General features: G+C 73.2%; 19 protein-coding genes. 12 read left to right on the top strand and 7 right to left on the bottom strand.

Annotated features, from left to right (window positions below):
- The first annotated feature begins 51 nt into the window (after positions 1-51).
- From uvrC to ENKNEFLB_RS12450, 9 genes are all read left to right on the top strand, one after another.
- The gene (gene uvrC / locus ENKNEFLB_RS12490) at positions 52-2,073 is read left to right on the top strand and encodes an excinuclease ABC subunit UvrC (protein ID WP_214055724.1); all 2,022 of its coding nucleotides are present in this window, start codon (positions 52-54) and stop codon (positions 2,071-2,073) included.
- Positions 2,070-2,951, top strand: coding sequence for an RNase adapter RapZ (gene rapZ / locus ENKNEFLB_RS12485; RefSeq protein ID WP_214055723.1), 882 nt, complete (start codon positions 2,070-2,072; stop codon positions 2,949-2,951). Before uvrC ends, rapZ begins: the two co-directional genes overlap by 4 nt.
- Positions 2,944-3,945 (top strand): gluconeogenesis factor YvcK family protein, encoded by a 1,002-nt coding sequence (locus tag ENKNEFLB_RS12480; protein ID WP_214055722.1) that lies wholly within the window; start codon positions 2,944-2,946, stop codon positions 3,943-3,945. The genes rapZ and ENKNEFLB_RS12480 overlap by 8 nt, the downstream gene beginning before the upstream one ends.
- A 78-nt stretch (positions 3,946-4,023) precedes the next feature.
- Positions 4,024-5,010 carry a DNA-binding protein WhiA gene (gene whiA, locus ENKNEFLB_RS12475; RefSeq protein ID WP_214055721.1) on the top strand — a complete coding sequence of 329 codons (987 nt, stop codon included), beginning with the start codon at positions 4,024-4,026 and terminating at the stop codon, positions 5,008-5,010.
- Between the two features lie 143 nt (positions 5,011-5,153).
- Positions 5,154-6,149, top strand: coding sequence for a type I glyceraldehyde-3-phosphate dehydrogenase (gap, locus tag ENKNEFLB_RS12470; protein WP_214055720.1), 996 nt, complete (start codon positions 5,154-5,156; stop codon positions 6,147-6,149).
- Between the two features lies 1 nt (position 6,150).
- Positions 6,151-7,350 (top strand): phosphoglycerate kinase, encoded by a 1,200-nt coding sequence (locus ENKNEFLB_RS12465; protein WP_214055719.1) that lies wholly within the window; start codon positions 6,151-6,153, stop codon positions 7,348-7,350.
- 33 nt (positions 7,351-7,383) lie between these two features.
- Positions 7,384-8,154 (top strand): triose-phosphate isomerase, encoded by a 771-nt coding sequence (gene tpiA / locus ENKNEFLB_RS12460; RefSeq protein WP_214059456.1) that lies wholly within the window; start codon positions 7,384-7,386, stop codon positions 8,152-8,154.
- Positions 8,155-8,185: 31 nt separating this feature from the next.
- Complete coding sequence (gene secG / locus ENKNEFLB_RS12455) at positions 8,186-8,416, top strand: preprotein translocase subunit SecG (protein WP_160007467.1); 231 nt, start codon at positions 8,186-8,188, stop codon at positions 8,414-8,416.
- 107 nt (positions 8,417-8,523) lie between these two features.
- Positions 8,524-8,883 (top strand): RNA polymerase-binding protein RbpA, encoded by a 360-nt coding sequence (locus tag ENKNEFLB_RS12450; RefSeq protein ID WP_160007469.1) that lies wholly within the window; start codon positions 8,524-8,526, stop codon positions 8,881-8,883.
- Positions 8,884-8,991: 108 nt separating this feature from the next.
- Here the strand turns inward: ENKNEFLB_RS12450 and pgl are convergent, their stop codons facing one another.
- The 4 genes from pgl to tkt all read right to left on the bottom strand — a co-directional run bounded on the left by pgl (position 8,992) and on the right by tkt (position 14,611).
- Positions 8,992-9,732, bottom strand: coding sequence for a 6-phosphogluconolactonase (gene pgl / locus ENKNEFLB_RS12445; RefSeq protein WP_214055718.1), 741 nt, complete (start codon positions 9,730-9,732; stop codon positions 8,992-8,994).
- The gene (locus ENKNEFLB_RS12440) at positions 9,732-11,360 is read right to left on the bottom strand and encodes a glucose-6-phosphate isomerase (protein WP_214055717.1); all 1,629 of its coding nucleotides are present in this window, start codon (positions 11,358-11,360) and stop codon (positions 9,732-9,734) included. The genes pgl and ENKNEFLB_RS12440 overlap by 1 nt, the downstream gene beginning before the upstream one ends.
- Before the next feature lie 14 nt (positions 11,361-11,374).
- Positions 11,375-12,478, bottom strand: coding sequence for a transaldolase (gene tal, locus ENKNEFLB_RS12435; RefSeq protein ID WP_214055716.1), 1,104 nt, complete (start codon positions 12,476-12,478; stop codon positions 11,375-11,377).
- Between the two features lie 105 nt (positions 12,479-12,583).
- Complete coding sequence (tkt, locus tag ENKNEFLB_RS12430) at positions 12,584-14,611, bottom strand: transketolase (protein WP_215906435.1); 2,028 nt, start codon at positions 14,609-14,611, stop codon at positions 12,584-12,586.
- Positions 14,612-14,873: 262 nt separating this feature from the next.
- Between tkt and ENKNEFLB_RS12425 the strand changes: the two genes are divergently transcribed.
- Positions 14,874-15,815 carry a heme o synthase gene (locus ENKNEFLB_RS12425; RefSeq protein WP_214055715.1) on the top strand — a complete coding sequence of 314 codons (942 nt, stop codon included), beginning with the start codon at positions 14,874-14,876 and terminating at the stop codon, positions 15,813-15,815.
- A gap of 163 nt (positions 15,816-15,978) precedes the next feature.
- Here the strand turns inward: ENKNEFLB_RS12425 and ENKNEFLB_RS12420 are convergent, their stop codons facing one another.
- From ENKNEFLB_RS12420 to ENKNEFLB_RS12410, 3 genes are read right to left on the bottom strand one after another with little or no spacing between them, the layout of a single operon-like run.
- On the bottom strand, positions 15,979-16,962 hold the full coding sequence (locus ENKNEFLB_RS12420) for a COX15/CtaA family protein (RefSeq protein ID WP_246535511.1): 984 nt from the start codon (positions 16,960-16,962) through the stop codon (positions 15,979-15,981).
- Positions 16,963-16,966: 4 nt separating this feature from the next.
- Positions 16,967-17,764, bottom strand: coding sequence for an ABC transporter permease (locus tag ENKNEFLB_RS12415; RefSeq protein ID WP_214055714.1), 798 nt, complete (start codon positions 17,762-17,764; stop codon positions 16,967-16,969).
- Complete coding sequence (locus ENKNEFLB_RS12410) at positions 17,761-18,762, bottom strand: ABC transporter ATP-binding protein (protein WP_246535510.1); 1,002 nt, start codon at positions 18,760-18,762, stop codon at positions 17,761-17,763. The genes ENKNEFLB_RS12415 and ENKNEFLB_RS12410 overlap by 4 nt, the downstream gene beginning before the upstream one ends.
- Before the next feature lie 24 nt (positions 18,763-18,786).
- On the opposite strand from ENKNEFLB_RS12410, the gene ENKNEFLB_RS12405 reads away from it, so the two are divergent.
- Both ENKNEFLB_RS12405 and ENKNEFLB_RS12400 read left to right on the top strand, forming a co-directional pair.
- Complete coding sequence (locus ENKNEFLB_RS12405; RefSeq protein WP_214055713.1) at positions 18,787-19,149, top strand: hypothetical protein; 363 nt, start codon at positions 18,787-18,789, stop codon at positions 19,147-19,149.
- Positions 19,149-19,553 carry a hypothetical protein gene (locus tag ENKNEFLB_RS12400; RefSeq protein WP_214055712.1) on the top strand — a complete coding sequence of 135 codons (405 nt, stop codon included), beginning with the start codon at positions 19,149-19,151 and terminating at the stop codon, positions 19,551-19,553. The genes ENKNEFLB_RS12405 and ENKNEFLB_RS12400 overlap by 1 nt, the downstream gene beginning before the upstream one ends.
- Positions 19,554-19,573 lie beyond the last annotated feature (20 nt).

Raw genomic sequence — 19,573 nt, 5'->3', positions numbered from 1 at the left:
TGGCGCCCGACCGCCCGCAGGGGCGTCGGAGCCCGCTCGTAGGGTTGGCCCGTGACTCCCGCCCGCCCTTCGCGCAGCTCCCGCGGGCCCCTGTCCTACCGCCCCGAGCCGGGCTCGATCCCGACCCAGCCGGGCGTCTACCGGTTCCGGGACGCGTCGGGCCGCGTGATCTACGTCGGCAAGGCCAAGAACCTCCGGGCCCGCCTCTCGTCGTACTTCCAGGACATCTCCAACCTCCACCAGCGCACGGCCTCGATGGTCACCACCGCGGCCGGCGTCGAGTGGACGGTGGTCAACACCGAGGTCGAGGCGCTGCAGCTGGAGTACTCCTGGATCAAGGAGTACGACCCGCGCTTCAACGTCAAGTACCGCGACGACAAGTCGTACCCCTGGCTGGCCGTCACCACGGGCGAGGAGTTCCCCCGGGTGATGGTCGGGCGCGGCGCCAAGCGCAAGGGCACCCGCTACTTCGGGCCGTACAGCCACGCCTGGGCGATCCGCGAGACCGTCGACGTCCTGCTGCGGGTCTTCCCGATGCGCTCCTGCAGCAACGGCGTCTTCAAGCGCTCGCAGCAGATCGGGCGTCCCTGCCTGCTCGGCTACATCGACAAGTGCGCGGCGCCGTGCGTCGGCAACGTCAGCGCCGAGGACCACCGGCAGATCGTCGACGACTTCTGCGACTTCATGGGCGGTCGCACCCGCCCGTTCCTGCGCCGCATCGAGCAGGAGATGTACGCCGCCTCGGAGGAGATGGACTTCGAGAAGGCCGCCCGGCTGCGCGACGACCTCGGCGCGATGAACCGGGCCCTGGAGAAGCAGGCCGTGGTGCTCTCCGACGGCGCCGACGCCGACGTGATCGCGCTGGCCGAGGACCCGCTCGAGGTCGCCGTGCAGATCTTCTACGTCCGCGGCGGACGGATCCGCGGCCAGCGCGGCTGGGTCGCGGACCGCACCGACGACGGCGGCACCCCCGAGCTGGTCGAGGACTTCCTCCTCCAGCTCTACGCCGGCGACGCCGACGCGGTGCCGCGCGAGATCCTGGTGCCCGAGCTGCCGCCCGACGTCGAGACCTTCGAGCAGCTGCTGAACGACCTGCGCCGGGCGAAGGTGCGCATCCGCGTGCCCCAGCGCGGCGACAAGAAGACGCTGCAGGAGACCGTCGCCCGCAACGCCGGCCAGGCGCTGGTGCTGCACAAGACCAAGCGCGCCAGCGACCTCACCACCCGCAACCGTGCGCTGGAGGAGATCCAGCAGGCCCTGGAGCTCGACGACGTCCCGCTGCGCATCGAGTGCTACGACGTCTCCAACCTGCAGGGCACCGAGGTCGTGGCCTCGATGGTGGTCTTCGAGGACGGCCTGTCCCGCAAGGGGGAGTACCGCCGGTTCGTGATCCGCGGCGTCGACGGGCAGGACGACGTGGCGTCGGTGCACGAGGTGATCACCCGACGCTTCAAGCGGCTGCTCGACGAGCAGGCGAAGTCCGAGCGCGTCGAGGGCGACCAGGGGCCGATGCTGGTCGACCCCGAGACCGGCCGGCCCCGCAAGTTCGCCTACGCCCCCGGCCTCGTCGTGGTCGACGGCGGCCCGCCCCAGGTGGCCGCCGCCCAGCGGGCGCTCGACGAGCTGGGCATCGACGACATCCCCGTGGTGGGCCTGGCCAAGCGGCTCGAGGAGGTCTGGGTCCCCGGGGAGGAGGACCCCGTCATCCTGGCCCGCTCCTCCGAGGGCCTCTACCTGCTGCAGCGGCTGCGCGACGAGGCGCACCGCTTCGCGATCACCCACCACCGCAACCGCCGCTCGAAGTCGATGGTCGAGAGTGCCCTCGACGACGTGCCCGGCCTGGGTGAGGTGCGGCGCAAGACCCTGCTCAAGCACTTCGGGTCCCTGAAGAAGCTGCGCACCGCCGAGGTGGAGGAGATCGCGCAGGTGCCCGGCATCGGCCCCCGGACCGCTGCCGCGATCAAGGAGTCGGTGGCCGCGGCACCGGGCGGGGCCGGGAAGGCCGGCGCCGGGCAGGATGGCCCCGTGGGGATAACCGTGAACACCGCGACCGGCGAGATCGAGGACGCATGAGCGAGCGCGAGGGGGCCAGCGGACCGGGGGAGCTCGTCGTGGTCACCGGCATGACCGGCGCCGGGCGCAGCACCGTGGCCAAGGAGCTGGAGGACCTCGGCTTCTACGTCGTCGACAACCTGCCGCCGGCGCTGCTGCCCGACGTGGTGCGCCTGGTCGACCAGAACCTCGGGACCACCCAGCGGATCGCGGTGGTCGTCGACGTCCGCTCCGGGTCGTTCTTCACCGACCTGCGCGCGCAGCTCGCCCACGGCGCCCACGGGCGTACGGCCTCGATGGTCTTCCTCGACGCCGCCGACGAGGTGCTCGTGCGGCGCCAGGAGGCCGCGCGCCGCCCGCACCCCCTGCAGGGCAGCGGACGCCTGCTCGACGGGGTCCACCGCGAGCGCGTCGCCGTCGCCGAGCTGCGCGCGGAGGCCGACCTGGTCATCGACACCACCACCCTCAACGTGCACCAGCTCACGGACCGCGTGGACGACGCCTTCGGCGACGCCAGCACCCGGCGGCTGAAGCTCACCGTGATCAGCTTCGGCTTCAAGTACGGCATCCCCGTCGACGCCGACTTCGTGGCGGACATGCGGTTCCTGCCGAACCCGTTCTGGCAGCCCGAGCTGCGCGAGGGCGACGGCCGCGACGACGCGGTCGCCGCCTACGTCTACAGCCGCGACGGTGCCGCGGAGTTCCTCGACGGCTACGTGCCCCTGCTGGACACCGTGGCCCAGGGCTACCTGCGCGAGGGCAAGCGCTTCATGCGGGTCGCCGTGGGCTGCACCGGTGGCAAGCACCGCAGCGTCGCGATGGCCGAGGAGGCCGGGCGTCGTCTCGCCGCGCTGGGCCACGACGTCCGCGTCGTCCACCGGGACCTCGGGCGTGAGTGACCAGCGGGCGCAGGCCGTGGTGGCCCTGGGCGGCGGCCACGGCCTGCACGCCTCGCTGAGCGCCCTGCGGCTCCTGGTCGACGACCTGACCGTCGACGACCTCACCGCCGTCGTCACCGTGGCCGACAACGGCGGCTCGTCGGGCCGGCTGCGCGGGGAGTTCCAGGTGCTGCCGCCCGGTGACCTGCGGATGGCCCTCGCCGCGCTCTGCGGCGACGACGCCTGGGGCGTGACCTGGTCGCAGGTCCTCCAGCACCGCTTCGAGGGCGACGGCGAGATGCGCGGCCACGTGATCGGCAACCTGCTCATCGTCGGCCTCTGGGAGCAGCTCGGCGACCCCGTCGAGGCGCTCGACTGGGTCGGCCGGCTGCTCGGCGCCAAGGGGCGGGTGCTGCCGATGGCGCTGTGCCCGATGGACATCACCGCCACCGTCCGGGGGCTGCAGGACGACCCCTCGGCCCTGACCACCGTGCGCGGGCAGGTCGAGGTCGCCACCACCGAGGGCCTGATCGACACCATCAGCCTGGTGCCCGAGGACCCGCCGGTCAGCGCGGAGGCCCTCACCGCCCTGGCGGGCGCCGACTGGGTGGTGCTCGGCCCCGGGTCGTGGTTCACCTCGGTGATCCCGCACCTCATGGTGCCGGCGCTGCGCCGTGCGCTGGAGACGACCGACGCGCGGCTGGTGGTCGTGCTCAACCTGGCCGAGCAGGAGGGGGAGACCCCCGGCTTCGCCCCGGCCGACCACCTCGCGGTCCTCGCCGAGCACGCCCCGGACCTCCGCGTGCACACCGTGCTGGCCGACCGGACCTGGGTCGCCGGTCACGAGCAGGACCTCGCCGACACCGTCGAGGCCCTGGGCGCCCGGCTCGTGGTCGACGACGTGGGCGCCGACGACGGCTCGCCGCACCACGACCCGGCGCTGCTGGCCGCGGCGTACGCCCGGATCTTCGCGGGCGCCGCCGAGCAGGTCCCGCTCGGCCGTCCTCGCGCCTGAGGCCCGCTCGCCTGAGGCCCGCTCGCCCGGCACCTGCCAGTGGTCGGACGTGATTGACGGTCGTGGCAGGATCGCGCCATGGCGATGACGGCTCAGGTGAAGGCAGAGCTCTCGTCGATCCCGGTCACCAAGACCTGCTGCCGCAAGGCCGAGGTCGCCTCGATGCTGCGGTTCGCCGGCGGGCTGCACATCGTCAGCGGACGGATCGTGGTCGAGGCCGAGCTGGACACCGGCGCCGCAGCGCGCCGGCTCCGCAAGGACCTCGCGGAGGTGTACGGGACCCAGTCCGACGTGGTGATGGTGCAGGCCAACGGCCTGCGCAAGGGCAGCCGCTACATCGTGCGCGTGGTCAAGGACGGCGAGGCCCTGGCCCGCCAGACCGGCCTGGTCGACCAGCGCGGCCGGCCCGTACGAGGGCTCCCGCCCGCCGTCGTCTCCGGTGGGACGTGCGACGCCGTCGCCGCCTGGCGCGGGGCGTTCCTGGCCCACGGATCACTGACCGAGCCCGGCCGGTCGTCCTCGATGGAGATCACCTGCCCCGGCTCGGAGGCCGCCCTGGCCCTGGTCGGCGTGGCCCGCCGGCTCGGCATCCCGGCCAAGGCGCGCGAGGTGCGCGGCGTCGACCGGGTGGTCATCCGGGACGGCGACGCCATCGGCCAGCTGCTGACCCGCCTCGGCGCGCACGAGTCGCTGATGGCCTGGGAGGAGCGCCGGATGCGCCGCGAGGTGCGCGCCACCGCCAACCGCCTGGCCAACTTCGACGACGCCAACCTGCGTCGCTCCGCCCGCGCCGCGGTCGCCGCCGGCGCCCGGGTGGAGCGGGCCCTGGAGATCCTCGGTGCGGACGTGCCGGACCACCTCAAGCTCGCCGGCCACCTGCGCCTGGAGCACAAGCAGGCCTCCCTCGAGGAGCTCGGCCAGCTGCACGAGCCCGTGCTGACCAAGGACGCGATCGCCGGTCGCATCCGCCGGCTGCTGGCGATGGCCGACAAGCAGGCCCACGACCTCGGTCTGCCCGACACCGAGGCCTCGCTGACCGAGGACATGCTCGCCGACGAGGCCTGAGCGCCGCACGGCCGGTTACCGGCACGTACGCCGGGACGCCCGGGTCGGCGTCGGTGTGGAGCGATAGGGTCGGAGACGGGCGCCCGCAGGGGGCCCGGACGGCTCGGACCACGAGCGACACACGAGCGACTCAGGAGCGTGCAGTGACCGTACGGGTAGGCATCAACGGATTCGGCCGGATCGGCCGCAACTTCTTCCGGGCCGTGCGGGCCTCGGGGCTCGACATCGAGATCGTGGGGGTCAACGACCTCACCGACAACCAGTCCCTCGCGCACCTGCTCAAGTTCGACTCGATCCTGGGTCGCCTCGACGCCGACGTCAGCGCCACCGACGACGCGATCATGGTCGGCACCCAGGAGATCAAGGCCTACGCCGAGCGCGACCCGGCCAACCTGCCCTGGGGCGCGCTGGGCGTCGACGTCGTCGTGGAGTCCACCGGGTTCTTCACCGACGCCACCAAGGCCAAGGCGCACCTCGACGCCGGCGCGAAGAAGGTCATCATCTCGGCGCCCGCGACCAACGAGGACTTCACCGTGGTGATGGGCGTCAACCACGGCGACTACGACCCGGCCTCGCACCACGTCATCTCCAACGCGTCGTGCACCACCAACTGCCTCGGCCCGATGGCCAAGGCGCTGAACGACGACCTCGGCATCGTCAAGGGCCTGATGACCACGGTGCACGCCTACACCGCGGACCAGAACCTGCAGGACAACATCCACAAGGACCCGCGCCGCGCCCGGGCCGCCGCCCTGAACGTCGTGCCGACCTCGACCGGCGCCGCGAAGGCGATCGGCCTGGTCCTGCCCGAGCTCAAGGGCAAGCTCGACGGCTACGCGCTGCGCGTGCCGGTCCCGACCGGCTCGGCCACCGACCTGACCTTCGAGGCCGGCCGCGAGACCACCGTCGAGGAGGTCAACGCGATCGTCGAGAAGGCCGCCGACGGCCGCTTCCTGCGCTACTCGACCGACCCGCTGGTGTCCTCCGACATCGTCACCGACCCGGCGTCGTGCATCTTCGACGCGCCGCTGACCAAGGTCATCGGCAACCAGGTCAAGGTCGTCGGCTGGTACGACAACGAGTGGGGCTACTCCAACCGCCTCGCCGACCTGATCGACTACATCGGCACCTCCCTCTGACGTGGGGGACCTCGCCTCCCTCGGGGACGTCACCGGCAAGCGGGTCCTGGTCCGCTCGGACCTGAACGTCCCGCTCGACGGCACCCGGATCACCGACGACGGCCGGGTCCGCGCCAGCGTGCCCACGATCCGTGCCCTGGCCGAGGCCGGGGCACGGGTGGTGGTCGTGGCGCACCTCGGCCGACCGAAGGGTGCGCCCGACGCGGCCTTCTCCCTCGGCCCGGTCGCCGAGCGGCTCGGTGAGCTGCTCGGCTCACCGGTCGCGTTCGCCACCGACACCGTGGGTGACAGCGCGCGGAGCACCGTCGACGCCCTGTCCGACGGTGGCGTCGCCGTGCTCGAGAACGTCCGGTTCAACCCGGGGGAGACCAGCAAGGACGACGCCGAGCGGGGCGCGTTCGCCGACCAGCTGGCGTCCCTGGCGGACGCGTTCGTGTCCGACGGGTTCGGCGTGGTCCACCGCAAGCAGGCCAGCGTCTACGACGTCGCGCAGCGGCTGCCGCACGCGATGGGCCAGCTCGTCTCGACCGAGATCGAGGTGCTGCGCCGGCTCACCGAGTCGCCGGAGCGTCCGTACGTCGTGGTCCTCGGCGGGTCCAAGGTCTCCGACAAGCTGGGCGTCATCGACAACCTGCTGGAGAAGACCGACCGGTTGCTGATCGGCGGGGGCATGGTCTTCACCTTCCTGGCCGCCCAGGGTCACGAGGTCGGCGCGAGCCTGCTCGAGAAGGACCAGCTCGACGTCTGCCGCGCCTACCTGCGGCGTGCCGAGGAGGCCGGCGTACAGATCCTGCTGCCCAGCGACGTCGTCGTCGACACCGCGTTCCCCTCGGGCGACCGGACCCCGCAGCCCTCGGTCGTGCCGGCCAGCGAGATCCCGGCCGACGCGATGGGCCTGGACATCGGCCCCGAGGCCTCACGGGCCTTCGCCGGCGCCCTGGCCGACGCCCGCACCGTGTTCTGGAACGGCCCGATGGGCGTCTTTGAGGTCGGCGCGTTCGCCGACGGCACCCGCGCGGTCGCCCAGGCGCTCACGCAGGTCGACGGGCTGTCCGTCGTCGGCGGCGGCGACTCCGCCGCGGCCGTGCGGACCCTCGGCTTCGACGAGGACGCGTTCGGACACATCTCGACCGGAGGCGGCGCCAGCCTCGAGTACCTGGAGGGCAAGACCCTCCCCGGCATCACCGTCCTGGAGGACTGACCCGTGGCCACGACCCCTGCCCGCACCCCGCTGATGGCGGGGAACTGGAAGATGAACCTCAACCACCAGGAGGCGGTGGTCCTGGTCCAGAAGCTGGCCTGGACCCTGTCGGACAAGCGGCACGACCCGTCGCGGTCCGAGGTGGTGGTCGTGCCGCCGTTCACCGACCTGCGCTCGGTGCAGACCCTGGTCGACGGCGACCGGTTGTCACTGCGCTACGGCGCCCAGGACGTCTCGGCCGAGGAGTCGGGCGCCTACACCGGCGAGGTGTCGGCCTCGATGCTGGCCAAGCTGGGGTGCTCCTACGCCGTGGTCGGCCACTCCGAGCGCCGCCAGCGCCACGACGAGAGCGACGCGGTCGTCAACGCGAAGGCGAAGGCGGCCCTGGCCCACGGCGTCACGCCGATCGTCTGCGTGGGGGAGGGCCTCGAGGTCCGCCAGGCCGGCGAGCAGGTGCCCTTCACCCTGGCCCAGGTCGACGGGTCGCTGGCCGGCCTCGACGCCGAGCAGGTCGCCGGCCTGGTCGTGGCCTACGAGCCGGTCTGGGCGATCGGCACCGGCGAGGTCGCCACGCCCGAGGACGCGCAGGAGGTCTGCGGCGCGATCCGCGCCCGTGTGCGCGAGACCCTGGGCGACGCCGCGGCCGACGGCCTGCGGGTGCTCTACGGCGGCTCGGTCAAGGCGAGCAACGTCGCAGCGACCATGGCGCAGCCCGACGTCGACGGCTGCCTGGTCGGCGGCGCGAGCCTCCAGGTCGAGGAGTTCAGCGGAATCTGTCGCTTCTACGACATGCCGGTCCTCTGACCAGCCCCGACCTGACGTAGGATCACCGACCGTGACGACGCTCTTCACCATCCTGCTCGTGGCCACCAGCGCCATCCTCATCCTGCTGGTCCTGCTCCACAAGGGGCGGGGCGGCGGCATGTCCGACATGTTCGGTGGTGGTGTGTCGAGCTCGCTCGGCGGTTCCTCGGTCGCCGAGCGCAACCTCGACCGGTTCACCGTCGGCATCGGCGTGATCTGGTTCGCCTGCGTCATCGCGCTCGGGCTCCTGCTGGCCTACTGAGCCGGCCGCACCACCCGCACCTGCACCACCTGCTCGACCCCGCAGCACCGCTCCACCTTGACCACGCACCACCGACACGACGCAGCACCGACCCGAGGGGACCAGACATGGCAGGTGGAGGGAACGCGATCCGGGGAAGCCGGGTCGGCGCCGGACCGATGGGCGAGGCCGAGCGCGGCGAGGCCGCGGCCCGCCAGGCCATCACGTACTTCTGCTCCCACGGGCACCGCTCGGTGGTGACGTTCTCGATCGAGGCCACCGCGCCCGAGCAGTGGGACTGCCCCAAGTGCGGGCTGCCGGCGTCCATGGACTCCGCCAACCCGCCGCCGGCGCCGCGGATCGAGCCCTACAAGACCCACCTGGCCTACGTGAAGGAGCGCCGCTCCGACGCCGAGGCCGCCGACATCCTCGACGAGGCCCTGTCGCTGCTGCGCTCGCGCCGCAAGTCCGGCGACATCATCTTCTAGAGCCCCACCGGGCGGACCAGCCCGCCCCCCCGGGATCCAGACGACAGCAGCGGATCACTGCCACCTGGTGGCAGTGATCCGCTGCTGTCGTCGCGGCCGGTGCCGGGATCAGGTCAGCGACGCCGCCGCGGTGTCGAGGAACCAGATCGTCTCGTCCTCGCCGCGCACGCCCCGGGCAGGGGTGGCGGTCACGGTGCCCTCCGGCGCGAGCCCGGCGGCCACGGCCTCGGCCTTGCCCTCGCCGCTGGCGACCACCCAGACCGAGCGGGTCCGGTTGAGCGTGTCGAAGGTCAGGCTGACCCGCTCGGGCGGCGGCTTGGGGGAGTCGGTCACCGCGACGGTGGCCTGCCCGGTCGTCGCCAGCGCGTCGTGGCCCGGGAACAGCGAGGCGACGTGGGCGTCGGGCCCGATGCCGAGCATGACCACGTCGAACCGGTCCGGTCCGTGCGCGGCCAGGGACTCGGCGTAGCCCGTCGCAGCGGCCGCGACGTCGGAGACGTCCTGGGTCGACGGGACCTGGTGCACCTGCGTCGCCCCGAGGGGGCCCAGCAGGTCCGCGACCGCGGGCACGGCGTTGCGCTCCTCGGAGTCCGGGGCGACGAACCGCTCGTCGCCCCACCAGAGCACGACCCGGGTCCAGTCCACGTCCGCGCCGGCGGCGAGGCGGGCCACCTGGCGGTGGACCTCGGTCGCGATGGTGCCGCCGGTCAGGACGACCTGCGGCACCCGTCCCTCGGCCTGGGCGTCGGCGAGCCGGTTCAGCAGCTCCCCGGCGACCGCGGTCGCCAGGGCGGCGGCGTCGGGCTGCACCTCGACCAGCGGCTCGGGCCGGTGTGACACGTCGGCCATCAGCCGAGGACCTGCCGGACCACGTCGAGCTCGGCGGGGGACGACAGGTGCAGGCGCAGCACCGGTCGTCCCTTGGCCGCGAGCACGGACCCGTCGCCGACCGCCTGGGCGGTGAGGAACTCGTGCAGCGTGAACTCGCGACCGGGGACGGCCAGGTCGGCCTCGGGCTCGCCGGTGACCTGAAGGTAGACCCCGGTGTCCGGTCCGCCCTTGTGGTACTGCCCGGTCGAGTGCAGGAAGCGCGGTCCCCACCCGAAGGTGGTCGGCCGACCGGTGCGGCGCGCCAGTCCGTCGCGGACCCGGGCCAGCGTCGCGTCGCGGTGCCGGTCGAGGTAGGCCTGCACGGCGACGTACCCGTGGTCCGGGTCGAGGTGCGCCAGCAGGGCACGGACGGCGTGCTCGACGTCGTCGACGCCCGGCGGGAGCCAGCCCTCGGAGGCGTAGACCGTGATCGCGCCCTCGGTGAAGAGCGGGGTCGGCGAGGTGCCGCCGCCGTCGAGCATCTCGCGGGCCGCGGCCTTGGCGCTCTCGACGTCGGGCTGGTCGAAGGGGTTGATCCCGATCACCCGACCGGCGACCGCCGTGGCGTGCTCCCACAGCAGCAGCTGCGCGCCGAGGGTCGCGTCGACGTGCGCTCCCCACCCGGAGGACGGCGCGTCGGCGTCGCCGGCGGCGTGGTCGGGCCCGAAGGTGACCAGGACCTCGTCCCGGGTGCTCGCGGTCAGGTTCGGCGCGTCCTCGCGGCCGACGACGACCGGCAGGATGCCCTTGCCGTCCTTGCCGGTGGACTCGGCGACGAGCTGCTCGGCCCAGTCGCCGAAGCCGGCGTACGACGCCCCGGCGTTGACCAGGACCATCTTGTCGGCGCCGGCCCGGTTGGCCGCCCCGAGCAGTGCCCCGAGCCGCAGGCCCGGGTTGTCGGGGGAGTCGGCCTCGAGCAGGGGGCGTACGGCCTCGGCCTCGTCGAGCAGACGGCCGGTGTCGACGCCGGCCAGGCCGCTGGGCACCAGCCCGAAGGCGGTGAGGGCGGAGTAGCGCCCGCCGACCTCGGGGTCGGCCAGGAAGACCCGGTAGCCGGCCTCCCGGGCGGACTGCTCGAGCGGGGAGCCGGGGTCGGTGACGACCACGATCCGGCCCGCGGGGTCGATGCCGGCGTCGGTGAACGCCTGCTCGAAGACCCGCTTCTGGCTGTCGGTCTCGACGGTCCCGCCGGACTTGCTGGAGACCACGACGACGGTCTCGTCCAGGCGCACCAGGGCGGCCCGGACGAAGTCGGGGTCGGAGGAGTCCAGGACGTCGAGCGCGACGCCGGCGGCCTCGCAGATGACCTCGGGGGCCAGCGAGGACCCGCCCATGCCGCACAGCACGACCCGGGTGACGCCGGCGGCGCGCAGCTCCTCGCGCAGGGCGGCGACCTCGTCGACGAGCGGTCGGGACCGGGTGCTGAGCGACGTCCAGCCCAGGCGCTTGCCGGCCTCGTCCTCGGCGGCGGGGCCCCACAGGGTGGCGTCCCCGGCCGCGATGCCGGAGGCGACGCCGTCGGCGACCAGGCCCCCCAGCACGGCGTCGTACGCCGACCCGTCCGGGGAGCCGACCACCAGCTCGAGCGCCGGGTCCGTGGAGGACACCCGGCTCCAGCTGGTCACTTCGCGCCGTCCATCTGCCCCTGGACGGTCTCGACCAGCTCGGTCCAGGAGGTCTTGAACTTGTCCACGCCCTCGTGCTCGATCGTCAGGAAGACGTCCTGAAGGTCGACCCCGACCGCCTCGAGGCGGTCGAAGACCGACTGCGCCTGCTCGCGGCGGCCGCTGACGGTGTCGCCCTCGACCTCGCCGTGGTCGGCGAAGGCGTCCATCGTCTTCTCGGGCATCGTGTTGACGGTGCCGTCGGCGACCAGCTGGGTCACGTAGAGGGTGTCGGGGTAGTCCGGGTTCTTGACGCCGGTCGAGGCCCACAGCGGCCGCTGCACGTTGGCACCGGCCTCGGCGAGCTGCTTCCAGCGGTCGGAGGCCACGACGTCCTCGAAGGCCGCGTAGGCCAGCCGGGCGTTGGCCACGGCGGCCTCGCCGCGCAGCGCGGTCGCCTCGTCGGTGCCGATCTTCTCCAGGCGGGAGTCCACCTCGGAGTCGACGCGCGAGACGAAGAACGACGCCACGGACTGGATCCGGGCCAGGTCGAGGCCGGACTCACGGGCCTGCTCGAGCCCGGTCAGGTAGGCGTCCATCACCGACCGGTAGCGCTCGACGCTGAAGATCAGCGTCACGTTGACGCTGATCCCCTCGGCGATCGCGGCGGTGATCGCGGGCAGTCCCTCGAGCGTCGCCGGGATCTTGATCAGGGCGTTGGACCGGTCGACGGCCTTCCACAGCGCGCGGGCCGAGGCCATCGTGCCCTCGGTGTCGTTGGCCAGGGTCGGCTCGACCTCGATCGAGACGCGGCCGTCGGAGGAGGAGCCGTCGGCGACCGGCTTGAGGATGTCGCAGGCGTTGCGGACGTCCTCGGTGATCAGCTCGAAGATGACCTTGTCCACCTCGGCGCCGTCGGCGACGAGGCCGCGCACCTGGTCCGCGTAGCGCTCGCCGTCGGCGATCGCCCCGGCGAAGATCGTCGGGTTGGTGGTCACGCCCACCACGGACCTGGTCTCGACGAGCTCGGCGAGGTTGCCGGACTCGATCCGCTCGCGGGACAGGTCGTCGAGCCAGATGGAAACGCCTGCGTCGGCGAGGGTCTTCAGTCGGTCACTCATGGTGTTCCTTCCGTGCAGCCGCTGGCTGCGTAGTGCTGCGTGCTGCGGTGTCGTACCGGTGGGTGGGCGCGGGTGGCGCCCCGGGGGCCGGGGCCGGGGTGTGGCTCAGCCGGCGGCCGTGATGCTGTCGTGCGCGGCGTCGGCGACGGCGCGCGCGGTGATGCCGTACTCGGTGTAGAGGCGCTCGTAGTCGGCCGAGGCGCCGAAGGTCTCGATGGAGACGCTGCGGCCGTGGTCGCCGACGATCTCGCGCCAGCCCAGCTTGATGCCGGCCTCGACGGAGACGCGGGCCTTGACGGTCGGCGGGATGACCGTCTCGCGGTACGAGGCCTCCTGCTCGTCGAACCACTCGCGGCACGGCATGGAGACCACGCGGGCCCGGACGCCGTCGGCGGCGAGCAGGTCGCTGGCCTCGACCGCGAGCTGGACCTCCGAGCCGGTGCCGATCAGCACGACGTCGGGCTCCCCGCCGTCGACGTCGCGCAGGACGTAGCCGCCCCGGTGCACGTTGGAGGTGTCGGAGAAGCCCTCGGCGTCGCGGGGGAAGGTCCGCACGTTCTGCCGGGTGAGCACGATGCCGGCCGGGCGGTCGGTGTGCTCGAGCACGGTCTTCCACGCCGCGGCCGTCTCGTTGGCGTCGGCCGGGCGGACCACGTCGAGGCCCGGGATGGCCCGCAGCGCGGCGAGGTGCTCGACCGGCTGGTGGGTCGGGCCGTCCTCGCCGAGTCCGATCGAGTCGTGGGTCCAGACGTACGTCACCGGCAGGCCCATCAGGGCGGCGAGCCGCACCGAGGGGCGCATGTAGTCGGAGAAGGTCAGGAACGTCGCGCCGAAGACGCGGGTGCCGCCGTGGACCGCAATGCCGTTGAGGATCGCGCCCATGCCGTGCTCACGGATGCCGAAGTGCAGCACCCGCCCGGCGTACGGGTCGCCCTTCCACATGTCGGTGGAGCGGCTCTTGGGGATGAAGGAGGGCGCGCCCTCGATCGTGGTGTTGTTCGAGCCGGCGAGGTCGGCCGAGCCGCCCCACATCTCCGGGACGTGCGGCGCGATGGCGTTGATGACGGCCCCGGAGGCCTTGCGGGTCGCGGTGCCCTTCAGGTCGGCGTCCCACACGGGGAGGTCGGCGTCCCAGCCGTCGGGCAGGGTGCGGGTCTGCATCCGCTCGAAGAGCGCCACGTCGGCGGACTTCTTGGTCGTCCAGTGCTGGAACGCCGCGTCCCACTCCCGCTGGGCGTCCTTGCCGCGCTCGACGGCCGAGCGGGTGTGCGCCAGCACGTCGGGGGCCACGTCGAAGGTCAGGTCGGGGTTCATCCCCATGACCTCCTTGGTGGCACGGACCTCGTCCTCGCCCAGGGCGGAGCCGTGGGCGGTGCCGGTGTTCTGGGCGTTCGGCGCCGGCCAGGCGATGATCGTGCGGAGCACGATGATGCTGGGCTGGTCGGTGACGGCCTCGGCCTTGCGCAGCGCCTCGTGCAGCGCCGGGACGTCCTCGGTGTAGGCGCCGCTGCCGTTGACCCAGTCGACGACCTGCACGTGCCATCCGTACGCCGCGTAGCGCGCCGGGACGTCCTCGCTGAGCGCGACGTCGGTGTCGTCCTCGATCGAGATCTTGTTCTCGTCGTAGATCAGGGTGAGGTTGCCCAGCTGCTGGGTGCCGGCGAGCGAGCTGGCCTCGGAGCTGACGCCCTCCTCGATGTCGCCGTCGCTGGCCAGGACGTAGATCTGGTGGTCGAAGGGCGACTCGCCCTCGGCGGCGTTCGGGTCGAGCATGCCGCGCTCGCGACGGGCGGCCATGGCCATCCCGACCGCGTTGCCGATGCCCTGGCCCAGGGGACCGGTGGTGGTCTCGACGCCGGCGGTGTGGCCGAACTCGGGGTGGCCCGGGGTCTTGCTGTTCCAGGTGCGCAGCGAGCGCAGGTCCTCGAGCTCCAGGCCCCAGCCGCCGAGGTAGAGCTGGATGTAGAGGGTGAGCGAGGAGTGGCCGCAGGACAGCACGAACCGGTCGCGGCCGGGCCAGTGCGGGTCGGCGGGGTTGTGCCGCATCACCTTCTGGAACAGCAGGTAGGCCGCGGGAGCCAGGCTCATCGCGGTGCCCGGGTGGCCGTTGCCCACCCGCTGCACGCTGTCCATGGCCAGCGCGCGGGCGGTGTCCACGGCGCGGTCGTCGGTCTCGGTCCAGTCCAGCTTCGTGATGGTCACGCGGATCCTCTCGCGGGGGATGTCGGGGTGGCGGGGCTGGCGTGTGGGCGGGGTCACCGCCGGGTGCACGCCCGGAGCCTGCGTAGGACGACCCTACTGAGGGTCACCGGTACACTGATAGGTGTCTCGGCTGCTCGCCTCGCCCGCCTAGGTGCATCGCCGCGCGGCCCCCTTCTATTCCTCAGGACTTGTGTTGACCCACGTCGGACAGTCGGCCTCGGCCGTCGACGGGTCGTCCTCGTCGAAGGCAGGCTGGAAGGACGTCGCCGCCGCCTACGTCGGGCTGACGAAGCCGCGGGTCATCGAGCTGCTGCTGCTGACGACCGTGCCGGTGATGTTCTTCGCCGCGCGTGGCATCCCCCCGCTCGGGCTGGTGCTGGCCACCGTCGTCGGCGGCGCCCTCTCGGCCGGTTCCGCCTCGGCGCTGAACTGCGTCTACGACCGTGACATCGACGAGCAGATGCGCCGTACGCGCCGCCGCGCGCTGCCCCGCCACATCGTGGCGCCCCGCTCCGCGCTCGTCTTCGCGCTGTCCCTCGGGGTGATCTCCACGATCGTCCTGCTGGTCTGGGTCAACCCGCTCTCGGCCGCGCTGTCGGTCGGCGCGAACGCGTTCTACGTCCTCGTCTACACGATGCTGCTCAAGCGCAGGACGACCCAGAACATCGTCTGGGGCGGCCTCGCGGGCTGCTTCCCGGCGCTGATTGGGTGGACCGCGGTGACCGGGTCGCTGGCCTGGACGCCGGTCGTGCTGTTCCTGGTCGTCTTCTTCTGGACCCCGCCCCACACCTGGGCGCTGGCCCTGCGCTACCGCGAGGACTACGCCGGCGTGGACGTGCCGATGCTGCCGGTCGTCGCCCCCGCGCGCACCGTGGCGCGCCAGGTCGTGGCCTACAGCTGGGTGATGGTCGCGGTGTCGCTGACGCTGTGGCCCGTGGCCGGGACGGGCATCTTCTACCCGGTGGCCGCGACCGTCCTCGGCGCCGGCTTCCTGCTCGAGGCCCACCGGATGCTCGCCCGCACCCGCGGCACCGAGGACCTCGGCGTGATCCAGCCGATGCGGCTCTTCCACTCCAGCAACCTCTACCTGTCGCTGCTGTTCGTCGCCGTCGCGCTGGACCCGCTGATCGGCTGAGGGCCGACGGGGGCGCGAAGTCCCCGGTCGGCCGGGGACTTCTGAGCTTGTCGGCCTTTGCAAGGCCTGACAAGCTCGAAACCTGCCCGTCAGGTCGGGCTCCTGGGCCCGGCGGGCCCACCCGGCCGCCCGGCCAAGCAGCGACCCGGCCAGGCGGGACGCGTCAGACGCCGACCGGCTCGCCGCGCTGCCGGCGCTCGTCGACGACCGGGGCGGCGTCGTACGCGGGCTCGGGGCGCAGCAGCGCCACCAGCACCCACGTCATGGCGGCGGCCATCAGGGCCGCGCCCAGCATGTGGAGGGCGACCAGGACGATCGGGAGGTCGGTGGCGTACTGGACGAACCCGACGGTGCCCTGCGCGAGCAGGACCGCCATCAGCACGCTCACCGAGCGCCGGGCCTCGGCGTCGGCCAGCGGGCCGGCGGCGGTGCGGATCCGGACCACCAGCAGCAGCGCCACGCTGAGACCGAGCAGGACGAAGACGGCGTCGGCGTGCGCCTGGCTGGCCGCGGCCGGGTCGAGCCCGTTGCGCGGGGCGTCCAGGTCGCCGGCGTGCGGGCCGGAGCCGGTCACCACGGTGCCGAGGTAGAGCGCCACCCAGCCGACCGCGAACGTCGACCAGGCCAGCGGCGCCAGCGGGCTGCGGGGGGCGTACGGCGCCTGGCCCGGGCGGCGGGCCTCCCGCACCAGCAGCACGGCCGCGCAGATCATCGCCATCGACACCAGGAAGTGCAGTGCCACGACCCAGGGGTTCAGGTCGGTCAGCACGGTGATCCCGCCGATGACGGCCTGGGCGGGGATGCCGAGGAAGAGCAGCACCGCGAGCCGTCGCACCACGCGTCGGCCGCTGCGCCACGCGACGACCACGGTGGCGATCGCGATCGCGACCAGCACGAAGGTGAGCAGCCGGTTGCCGAACTCGATGGCGCCGTGGATGCCCAGCGAGCCGTGCGGCCGGAAGGAGGCGTCGGTGCAGCGCGGCCAGGTGGGGCAGCCGAGCCCGGAGGCGGTCAGGCGGACGGCGCCACCGGTCACCACGATCACGACGTTGGCCACCAGGCTGGCCCAGGCCAGCGGGACCAGGCCCCGCCGGACGACGGCCGGGGCGGTGCTGCGGGTCCTGCGGGTGCTGCCGGTGCTGCTCACGGGGTCACTCCCACTTGAAGGTACGGGCGGTGAGGACCGCGGAGACCACGGCCCAGGCGGACAGGACGACGACGTCGACGACGGCCACGCGGGAGTCGAGCAGCGCGGCCCGGACGGCGTCGCCGAGCGCGGCCGAGGGGAGCCACTGCACCAGCTCGCCGGCTCCACCGTACGCGGAGAGCGGGAGGACGACGGCGCCGCCGACGAGCAGCAGCAGGTAGACCAGGTTGGCCGCGGCGAGCGTGGCCTCGGCACGCAGCGCGCCGGCCATCAGCAGCCCCAGACCGGCGAACGCGGCGGTGCCGAGCACCAGCGCGAGGACCAGGCCGACGACCGCGGTGGCCGAGGTCGCGGGGGACCAGCCCAGCATCAGCGCGACGGTGCCGATCACGACGACCTGCAGCGTCTCGACCGCGAGCAGGGCGAGCACCTTGCCGGCCAGCAGGCCGCTGCGGGGGAGCGGGGAGGCGCCGAGTCGCTTGAGGACGCCGTACCGGCGCTCGAACCCGGTCGCGATGGCCAGGGAGGTGAACGAGGTCGACATCACCGCGAGGGCCAGCACCCCCGGGGTGAGCACGTCGACCGTGGGGCGGGAGAAGTCGAGGCCGACGCGGTCGGCGCCGACGACGCCGCCGAGGAGCACGACGACCGGGATCACCACGGCCAGCAGCACCTGCTCGCCGTTGCGCAGCAGCAGCCGCGACTCCATCCGGGCCTGGGCGAGCACCTGGCGCACGACCGGTGCGGCGCCGGGACGCGGGGTCCAGGTGCCGGTGGCGGTGCCGACGGGGGCATGGCTCATCCGCGCATCTCCCGTCCGGTGATCTCGAGGAAGACGTCCTCGAGGCTGCGCTGGCCCAGGGTCAGCGACTCGGGCAGCACGTCGTTGTCCTCGCACCAGCGCGAGACCCGTCCGAGGGTGGAGGCGTCGGCGGGGCCGGAGACGACCAGGCTGAGCTCGTCGAGCTGACGGACCTCGACACCCTCGCCGAGCGCGGCGCGCAGCGACTCCGGCGCCCCGGGCGGGAACGGGCGCGTCACGACGAGCCGGATGGTGGCCACCCGCCCGCCGCGGGTCAGCTGCAGCGGGCTGCCGGAGGCCACGAGCTGCCCCCGGTCGACGATGTGGACCTGGTCGGCGAGACGCTCGGCCTCCTCCAGGTAGTGCGTGGTGAGCACGACGGTCACGCCGTCGGCGCGCAGCTCCTCCAGCAGGGTCCAGACCGAGCGGCGCACGGCGGGGTCCATCCCGGCGGTGGGCTCGTCGGCGAAGACCAGCTCGGGCCGCCCGACCAGGGCCATCGCCAGGCCCAGGCGCTGCTGCTGGCCCCCGGAGAGCCGCCGGTACGGCGTCCGCCCGCACTCGTGCAGGCCCAGCCGGTCGGCCAGGAGCTCCACCGGCAGCGGGTGCGCGTGCAGCGAGGCGACGTGACGCAGCATCTCCAGCGCCCGCACACCGCTCCACGCGCCGCCGTCCTGGAGCATCACGCCGATCCGCGGCAGCAGGTCACGGCGCTGACGGACGGGGTCCAGGCCGAGCACGCGGACCGTGCCCTGCTGCGGCCTGCGGTAGCCCTCGCAGGTCTCGAGCGTCGTCGTCTTGCCGGCTCCGTTGGGGCCGAGCACGGCGGTGATCGTGCCGGTGCCCACGTCGAGGTCGAGCCCGTCGACGGCGGTGGTGCGGCCGTAGCGCATCACCAGGCCGCGCACCTCCACCGCCGCGGAGGCCGCGACCGGGCCCGGCGCAGACGTCAGCGGCGAGGTCCCCGGGGTGGGGGGCGACGCTGCGGGGACCGACACACCCAGAGTCTAGGCTGGGCCCTCGTGAACACCTGGGTCGTGGTCGCCGTGCTCGCGCTCACGGTGCTGGGGGCGGCCGCCGCCGCCGTGCAGATGGTCCGCGACCAGCCGATCGGCGACCGCACCTTCACGGTCCTCGCCCTGGCCGAGGCCGCCGTGCTGGTCCAGCTCGTCGTCGGCGTGGTGCTGCTGGTCGTGACCGAGAACGACGTCGACGAGGTGCTGTTCGTCGGCTACCTGGTCGGCCTGCTGGTGGCGCTGCCGATCGGGGCGTTCTGGTCCCTGGCCGAGCGGTCCCGGGCCGGCACCGGCGTGGTGCTCCTCGCCGCGCTGACCGTGGTCGCGCTCGAGCTGCGGCTGGCCGACATCTGGGCGGCGGGGGTCTGATGGCGCGCAGCACCGAGCTGTCCTCCGGCGCCGGCCGCACGCTCGTGTTCGTCTACGGCGTCTTCGCCGCCGCCGCGACCGCCCGCTCGGTCTTCCAGCTGGCCACCGACGCCGGGCGGGCGCCGCTGGCGTACGGCCTCTCGCTCCTGGCCGCCGTCGTCTACGTCGTCGCCACCGCGAGCCTGCTGCGCGGTGGGACCCGCGCCTGGCGGGTCGCGGTGGCGGCCTGCACCGTCGAGCTGGTCGGGGTGGTCGCCGTCGGAGCGCTCAGCCTGGTCCGCACCGACCTCTTCCCCGAGCCGACCGTCTGGTCGCACTTCGGGCAGGGGTACGGGTTTGTCCCGCTGGTGCTGCCCGTGCTGGGGCTGCTGTGGCTGCGGCGGACCCGGCCCGGACCGTCCTGACCCCCGGGGGGCGGGTGAGG

It is taken from the genome of Nocardioides aquaticus (assembly GCF_018459925.1).
In the GTDB taxonomy this organism is placed as follows: domain Bacteria; phylum Actinomycetota; class Actinomycetes; order Propionibacteriales; family Nocardioidaceae; genus Nocardioides; species Nocardioides aquaticus.
This window is presented reverse-complemented; position numbering and strand designations above follow the sequence as displayed.